The sequence below is a fragment of the Chloroflexota bacterium genome, assembly GCA_018648225.1.
Classification (GTDB): Bacteria; Chloroflexota; Anaerolineae; order Anaerolineales; family UBA11858; genus NIOZ-UU35.
The window spans coordinates 1-7,474 of the sequence record JABGRQ010000063.1; the positions used below are offsets into that span (position 1 = coordinate 1).

6 protein-coding genes are annotated in these 7,474 nt (G+C 50.5%); 3 read left to right on the forward strand and 3 right to left on the reverse strand.

Annotation, left to right across the window (positions count from 1 at the left end; translation table 11 throughout):
* The 3 genes from HN413_04510 to HN413_04520 form a co-directional block, all read left to right on the forward strand.
* Window positions 1-2,004 (forward strand): hypothetical protein (locus HN413_04510; GenBank protein ID MBT3389651.1); only part of this gene is annotated, 2,004 nt, incomplete at its 5' end.
* Between the two features lie 37 nt (window positions 2,005-2,041).
* The gene (locus HN413_04515; GenBank protein MBT3389652.1) at window positions 2,042-2,704 is read left to right on the forward strand and encodes a hypothetical protein; all 663 of its coding nucleotides are present in this window, start codon (window positions 2,042-2,044) and stop codon (window positions 2,702-2,704) included.
* 12 nt (window positions 2,705-2,716) lie between these two features.
* Window positions 2,717-4,816, forward strand: a complete 2,100-nt coding sequence (locus HN413_04520; protein MBT3389653.1) for a hypothetical protein — start codon at window positions 2,717-2,719, stop codon at window positions 4,814-4,816.
* 71 nt (window positions 4,817-4,887) lie between these two features.
* Here the strand turns inward: HN413_04520 and HN413_04525 are convergent, their stop codons facing one another.
* The 3 genes from HN413_04525 to HN413_04535 are packed head-to-tail and all read right to left on the reverse strand — an operon-like array spanning window position 4,888 to window position 7,413.
* On the reverse strand, window positions 4,888-6,447 hold the full coding sequence (locus HN413_04525) for a hypothetical protein (protein MBT3389654.1): 1,560 nt from the start codon (window positions 6,445-6,447) through the stop codon (window positions 4,888-4,890).
* Window positions 6,444-6,848 carry a hypothetical protein gene (locus tag HN413_04530; GenBank protein MBT3389655.1) on the reverse strand — a complete coding sequence of 135 codons (405 nt, stop codon included), beginning with the start codon at window positions 6,846-6,848 and terminating at the stop codon, window positions 6,444-6,446. The genes HN413_04525 and HN413_04530 overlap by 4 nt, the downstream gene beginning before the upstream one ends.
* Window positions 6,849-6,861: 13 nt before the next feature.
* Window positions 6,862-7,413, reverse strand: coding sequence for an isoprenylcysteine carboxylmethyltransferase family protein (locus HN413_04535; GenBank protein MBT3389656.1), 552 nt, complete (start codon window positions 7,411-7,413; stop codon window positions 6,862-6,864).
* Between the last annotated feature and the right edge of the window lie 61 nt (window positions 7,414-7,474).

Here is a 7,474-nt window from a genome sequence, read left to right on the forward strand (position 1 = left end):
GTTGACGCAGGCAATGGTTATGTAAATTTCCATCCTTCTACTGTAGATGCCGTAATCGGGATCGGCAATGGTGCTACGGGCAGCTTCGTTCTGGATACGGATGAACTCACAACGCGGTTGGAAGCAGGCGATTATGTAGCCATTGGCCGCAGCGATGGTGTTGGCAGCGTAGATATTCACACACTCAATATCAACCTTGAAAGCTACGTCTTTATCGTGCGCGGCGGCGATGTTACTTTCAACGGCCAATTGACCAACTGGCGCCATATTGAAATTTTTTCCAACGGCCGGATTTTGGATGGCAACGGCAACAATGCCATCGATGTGCAAATTGACGGCGGCGCACCCTGGACGCTGGTTTTGAGCAGCAAGAATGGGGTTGGCACAAATGGCACAACCATCAATGAGCTTGAAACTCAAGTGCCCTGGCTGGTCGGAGGGGTTTCTACATTCGGCGGTTTTTATGTCCACAATTCTGGCGGCCTGATCATCTCTCACTATACCTACGGACAATCGTATGTCGAGGGAATCATCACCAATGGCGGCGAAATTCGCATCACTGCCGACAGCCCCCTGCGCGTCAGCCGCGCCATTCGCGAAAATGGCGGGGGCGACATCAATCTCACGGCTGGAAACAACTCAGCACAATTGGGCGATGATCTGACCATCGAGGCGGATGTGGTCTCAGAGTGTCCTTCAGGACAAACCTGCCAGGGCAAGCTCACCGGCAATGCGGGTGACAATATTGAAGAAAGAAGCGGGCGCACAGCCGCTCCCGCCGGGGTAGATTTCAACGCCGGGCTGGATGGCAATGCCGACAACGGTGGGGGAACTACAAGAATTGGCGGCACTGTTGAAGCCACGAACCCAAATGCATCGGTCAATGTCAACGCGGCCAATGGGATTACCAACACCGGAACGATCATAATTCATGGAGGCGTTGTATCGCTGAACGCGCTCAGCGGTACAGTCGCACAGAACGGCACGATTATCTTGAACGGCGGTATATTGAACATCAACCAAAAACCACCCGCTGTCGGCGCTCCGCCGCCTGACGGTGTTGTGAATTTGATTGATGCCGATTCTGGCAGTAATATCCCCGCAGCGATTGCTGCCGCCGCGACGGCAGCCCTTCAAGGGCCAGTTGCCAATGTGGTATTGACTGTAGTCAACGGCCAGCAAGTTTCACTGCTGGAAGCCGCCACGCTGGGTAATACGCTAACACTACAACTTCCCGAAGGCAACGGGGCTACTTTTAATACCGGCATTGACGCATTGGTCAGCATGACATCAGGTGCTGAGGTTGTTTTACCAAGTGAATTACCGACAGGCTTCAACTTGCTCTCTAGCCTATTTATTGGCGAAGAGATCAACACGCCTGGAATAACTATCGGCGAAGTGCTGGTTTCTTTTGCAGCCCCTGACGGCACCACTCCAGAAAGCATGGTGGTTTTACAATGGACGGAAGATCAGGGTTGGATCGAAATCCCACTTGAGGATGGAGGGGCCGATACTATAACGGCGCTGGCCGAATCTGGTGGAACATTTGTTTTAGCAGAGACCGAAGCAGTTACCGCGAGCGATTTCACCGGCACGCAACAAGCCCTGAGCGGCGTAGCGGAGGATACCATCACAATCGAATTGCCTCAGGGCGGCCAGATCAACGTGAGTGGCGCCGCGGGTGAACTAATTGAGATTCTGCCACTGAACGCAGAAACTTTGCCAGGAGACATCCCTCCGGGCGGGGTGCTGCTCAGCGCAGTTTCAATGGCTGTGAATAACGCTGGCGCAAATGTGAGCATCTTGCCTAATGGTGAAGCTATTGAGATTATTTTTGATATACCGGCAGGTTCCTCGTCAGAAAATTTCTCCATTTTATATTGGCTCGAGGCACAAAACGGTGGCCGGGGGGGGTGGATCAGCCTCCCAATGGAGATCACCCCAGAGGGGCGCGCGAGCATCCAGACTTTCTTTGGCGGCAGCTTCGCTTTCGTCAGTCAATAAATTCTGAAATCTCCCCACCTTGCAGGAGTAATAACCCATGAGCACGGAATCTACTGATAAATCCATTCCGGTCGAAACGATTATCACAATTGCTATCGCTATCATCTCGCTAACCGGCGCTATGATGGGCATTGTCACTGGTGGGCGCTCCAGAGCCATCATCAAATATGAAAATCAGGCTATCGCTGCCGCGATTAACCTGGAGCAAGCTGATGTAATATCGCACACCTGGATGTTTCAGGATTTGCGCGCCTATGCTGAGTATCAGCGCCTAAGTGAGTTATCCAGCCTGATTGACACTGAAGCCGAGGTTGCCCAGGCGCGCGGCGATACTTCTCGCGCTGAAATCCTGCACGAACAGGCCGAAGAATATCGTACTGCAGCGCAATCCAAAGCTACCTTCTTCGCACCCGAATATGTTCTACCGGATGGAACCTTCGACGAAGATGGATTTCTGGCAAATCAGATGCGCTTCGAAACCCGAAATTTGGATACCAATCCGGAAGTAAATTTCGCAAAAGCCGAAGCGTTGATTGCAGAAACATCGGTGTTAATGAACGGAGTATATCTATTTTCGTTCGTTGTTGCCTTTTTAATTTTTGCAAAAGTAACCAAAAGCAAATGGCGTTTTGTTTTTCTAACTATTGGTTGCCTGCTCTTTATCGCCGATCTTGTTTATTTAGTTTTATTCATTGCCTAAAAGAGGACCTCCATGACCGATGAAAAGAAATCTTTCTTGAGCAAAAACTTCAAAACCATCGTCACTGTCCTCATGGCAGCAACTTCGCTGTGGGTTGCTACAATCGTGCGCATCCAAAATGATGTCGGCCTGCACATGAACCTGGCGGCTCAACGCTCGCGCGCCGAAGCCGTGACCGCTTTTGGAACTCTTACCCGTGCCGACCAGCGCGTAACACACGGCCTCGATATTTACAGCGCCTTCTACGATGCCGAACAACAAACGCAGCGTGCCGAGATCAGCGCTTCTGCGGCACAACTGGATAATGATACAGCCGCCATCACCGCATCCGAAGCCGTAGCTGCCCGCTGGGAACAACTTCAAACCCATTTAAGCAGCCTCACTCCCCTGCTCTCGGACGAATATGCCGGTGATTATGCCAGTTTTTACGAGCAATCCCATCGCGAAGCCTACTTCACCTACCAGATGCAAAAGGCCTACGAACGCGAAGCCGCCATTTGGCGCGGCAAAGCGGGCAGCTATCGCGAAGCTGTGTCTATGCTTTCTGTGGCGCTCTTTCTTTACGGCATGTCACTCAATATTGCTAATTGGGTGCGCTATCTCTTCGCCGCCAGTGCATTGACCCTCAAAATAACGACCATTTTCATCGCCGTCAATACGTTTTTCTTGCCCACGACGGTCACATCCGCTGCCGCGATCGAGCAATTTGTCGAAGGGCAAATCGTCAGCAATATTGCTTATACCGCGCCGTACGATACCGCTGCGACCCTGAGTGCAAATGCCATTGAAGCCTTTGATAATGCCATCCAACTTGACCCCGCGTATGCCGATGCCTATCAGTGGCGCGGCTACACAACCCTACAAACCCGCTTACTGGATGCCGATCAGATGAAAAACGCCCGTGCTGCCGCTGATATGCAAAAAGCAATCGAGCTTGGAAACTCGGGGTCGGTCGTCTACACAAATTTGGGTTGGGCGTATACCCTGGCTGGGAATTATCAAAGCGCGATTTCGGCGCTGGAAACTGCCATCGAGGCGGAGCCTACCGAATGCACAGCGAGAGTCAATCTTGGCCTGGCGTTGCTTGCTGATTCTCAAAGTGAAGCCTCCGCCCAGACGTATGACGGCGCAATCGCCTGCCTGCTCGAAGAATCGCCTGATGAACAGGCCAATTTGTTTGCCACTGCTATTCTTGACCTAAACGATCTGCAAACCCAAGCGCCAGATACTCCCCATATTAATGATGCCCTACTCCGCTGGAAAGAAACCGCCGCCAGTCTGGCATTACTTGGCGAAATCACGCCGCAAGAGCATCCTGGTAAGGTAGAACAAACTCTGTTCGCGGGCGGCATCGCCGCAGATGGCAGCTTAATTGATGCAGGCAACACCTTCACCGCGGGAACACCTTCAATTTACACGTTGATTGAGTTCTCCCAAATGTCCGCAAATACACCTTGGATGGTGCGTTGGTATCAGAATGGCGAGTTATTTGACCAATATATTGCAGACGGTTGGTCAGGCGACACAACCGGGCTAGCGCGGCTGCGCATAAAAGGGGCTCCCATCCCCGCCGGAGAATATCAAGTTGATGTCTTCATTGCCGGAAACTTAGATGCCAACGAATTCTTTGAAATCGAAGCTGGCGAAACGCTTCCGATGCAAGCCTACGTCTCAGGCTTTTTCCGCATCTCTATCAACCACCCTGTTGAGTGGTACGCCAGCGAAGATCACACGGCAAACAATTATCTCTATATCACGAATCCGGAAAATGATAATACCTTCTTCTGGTACACATCGTACGCATCCAAAAACAATACCCGTGAGGATGTACTCTCTAATCTGATGATCTTATGGTTCAGCCAACACCCCGATTTGAGCTATGGCGAACAAGGCGAGTTTTTCCTCGGCGGTTTAGCCCAGGCCAGTTATATGCCAGTAACCTATACCAATCAGGATGGCAACTCTATAGCGGCACTTTTAGTAGGCATGGCCGACGGCGCGGGCAATGCCTATGCCCTTGTAATGCAGGCTCCCGCCATTGACTTTGATCAAACATATCAAACAGTTTTCACGCCAATGCTGCATAGTCTGTGGATTGCACCAGTAGAATAAGCATAGCCAGCACAACAAAAAAACCGATGTGAATATATTACATCGGTTTTTTATTTTCCCCTAAAGTTCGATTATCGCTGCGTGACAGCATAAATCATTCCATCGGGACTACTAAACTCAATCCGCACTTCGGCGATGGCGGTTAAATCTTCCGGGTGATAATAATAGTGCCAATCATTTGGCAAAAACCAAATCAACACAGCCTTGTCTTCGGGGGGCCATTTGGCATAACGCTGATATAGATCATCGAAATCGGCAGGTTCACCAGAAGACGAGAGCGGCGCGCGCAAGGTTATTTGGCGAGTGTAAAAATAGACCGCCGCAGGATAATTACTATATAGCGGTTGCGATTTGTCAAAGGAGGGCTCCAAAAGACGCACCACTAACGCCGACTCGCGAAAATGCTCCGAATTATAGATGTTATACGTCGGTTCCCCTTGCGCTCGACTGACCACAGCATATTTATACAACCGATACGCCGGGTATAGCAGCCACAGACTCAAGGCCAGCATAAACAGCCAGCGCGCCGCAACAGACCAGCGAATGCGCCCAAATTTGTCTGCAAAATTCTGAAGAATTCGCCCCATCAACAGAACAACAAAAATAAAAAGTGGTGCATAGTAGCGGTCATCAAAATAGGCCGCGTGATCGTATGTAATCGAGGTAAGCATAATAAAGCAAAAATCAAGCGCAAAAAAGATCACCCAAGGCAAATTATCAGCCGAGAATAGCGGCACGAAGAACTGTCGCCCAGATTGCCTGGCTACGAGCAAAAGCAATATAACAACAGCCCCGCTGAGAAAAATAAGCGGGGAAACTTTGCTCAAGAGTTGATCGGGCAAAAACCAGTGAGACATCTTTTGAAATGCATCATTCAGGTTATATAAAATGCTGATCTCACCCGTGTCGCGATAGCCCATCACCGAACCCAATAAGCGATAATTTCTCCCAATAACCCACACGCCAAAGGGAAGTGTAGCCAAAACCCCTGACCACACGGCATCGCGCAAGGCAATTTTTAAATTTCTGCGCTGCGCAATCAATACTAACACGATAACCGATACCACCAACAACACGCCATGCCAACGCAACAACGCCGCCGCGGCGGCCAACAAACTCAGCCGCAATAATCGTTTGGGCGTCGGACCATTCAAATAGGCGCAGCCCCAAAAAGCATAGAGCAACACCAAGACAACAAACAATGCATCGGAAAGAATATTAGCAGCCAACTGAACCAGAGGCAGCGCCGACAACACAACCAGCGATCCCCAGAAAAACCAGAATGGCGATTGATCCAATGTTTTTCGCAACAAAACCCCTGCCAACATAACAATGACGCCAAAACAAACCGCGTTCAACCACCCGCCAACAATAAAGGTATCCAAACCCAGAATCCAACTCAAACTCGCCAAGAGCAGCGGATACAGCGGCGGCCAATAAATATATGGCTCCCCGGTAAAATCGGTGAAGCCAGCGCCGCGCTTCAAACTATCGGCAGTAGAGAGATAATCGACTGCATCCCCCGAAACACCCGCCCCATAAAGCGAAGTCGCCCACAGAATCAGGCCAAAACCTGCCAACCCGAAAGCCAAAGCGATCTTGCGCCAGTGGCGGTCAACGAATTCGGTCATGCTTCATCCACCAGAATTTCTTCGTACAACTCGATGCGGTTGCCATCCAGATCGCGAATCCAGGCATGACGACCGCGTTCCCATTCCAGGATTTTTTCCTCGACGATGACGCCCCGCTCCCTGAGTTGATCCAGGTAAGGGGACAGGAAATCCACACGCAGGTTGAGGGTGAATCCCCTGTCCGAGGCCGGGATTTGCTCCCGGGCCTCGTTAATCGCAAAAACAGGATTCTCCCGTACAACGCTTGATTCTACATCCCGCGTGGGAAAGACGCGATAATAGCCGATTCCATCGGGGTGGGCTTCCATCTCGATACCCAACACATCCCGATACCATTCTGCCAAACTTTGCGCATCATTACTTTCGATAAAAACGCCGCCTATGCCCTGCACACTTGCCATCGAAATCTCCAAATTAGAAAAAGAACGGAATGAATTTTTTCGTGCGCTGCCTGTATACTCTGTAATCATCCCCAAAATATTGCAAATTTTCAAACTCTTCCACTTTGGCAGTCAGCGCCAACGCAACCGTTGCTAACAAAGCCAGAAAGAAACCTGTCAGATTCGGATGCTTGAAAAAAGTTCCCCAGGTCAGAAATAGCAACGAACTATACAACGGGTGGCGGATATAAGCATACAGGCCGCTGGTCACCAACTCGGTGGTTTTCTCCATCTCCAGCAGGGAATCATCCCGGCGAGATTCTCCCGATTTGCCGCGGCGCAACAGGCGAAAGCCCTCGATAACGATATACAGCGAAATGAATAACAAAGTCCAGGCGATCAGTTGATGCCACGCCAACGGCTGCACAAACCAGTAATTCAGATTGAGCAGCACAAGCAGCAAAATTGCTTCCCAGGCAAAGAAGCGATAAAAACCATGCGAGCGCGGGTCTTTGAGCGCGGCCCGCGAAACCCACATAATCCACACCGAGGCGAATATAAATATTACAGCTTTGAGAATATTCATGGGCGCGCTTCCCTGATTCCTCCCTGATTATAGTCGAAAAATATTTGTATCCTGGAACGCG

Bases quoted from the DNA above. Each gene is read 5' to 3' on its own strand.
- HN413_04515 (MBT3389652.1), top strand. From the start codon at position 2,042: ATGAGCACGGAATCTACTGATAAATCCATTCCGGTCGAAACGATTATC.
- HN413_04520 (MBT3389653.1), top strand. From the start codon at position 2,717: ATGACCGATGAAAAGAAATCTTTCTTGAGCAAAAACTTCAAAACCATC.
- HN413_04525 (MBT3389654.1), bottom strand. From the start codon at position 6,447: ATGACCGAATTCGTTGACCGCCACTGGCGCAAGATCGCTTTGGCTTTC.
- HN413_04530 (MBT3389655.1), bottom strand. From the start codon at position 6,848: ATGGCAAGTGTGCAGGGCATAGGCGGCGTTTTTATCGAAAGTAATGAT.
- HN413_04535 (MBT3389656.1), bottom strand. From the start codon at position 7,413: ATGAATATTCTCAAAGCTGTAATATTTATATTCGCCTCGGTGTGGATT.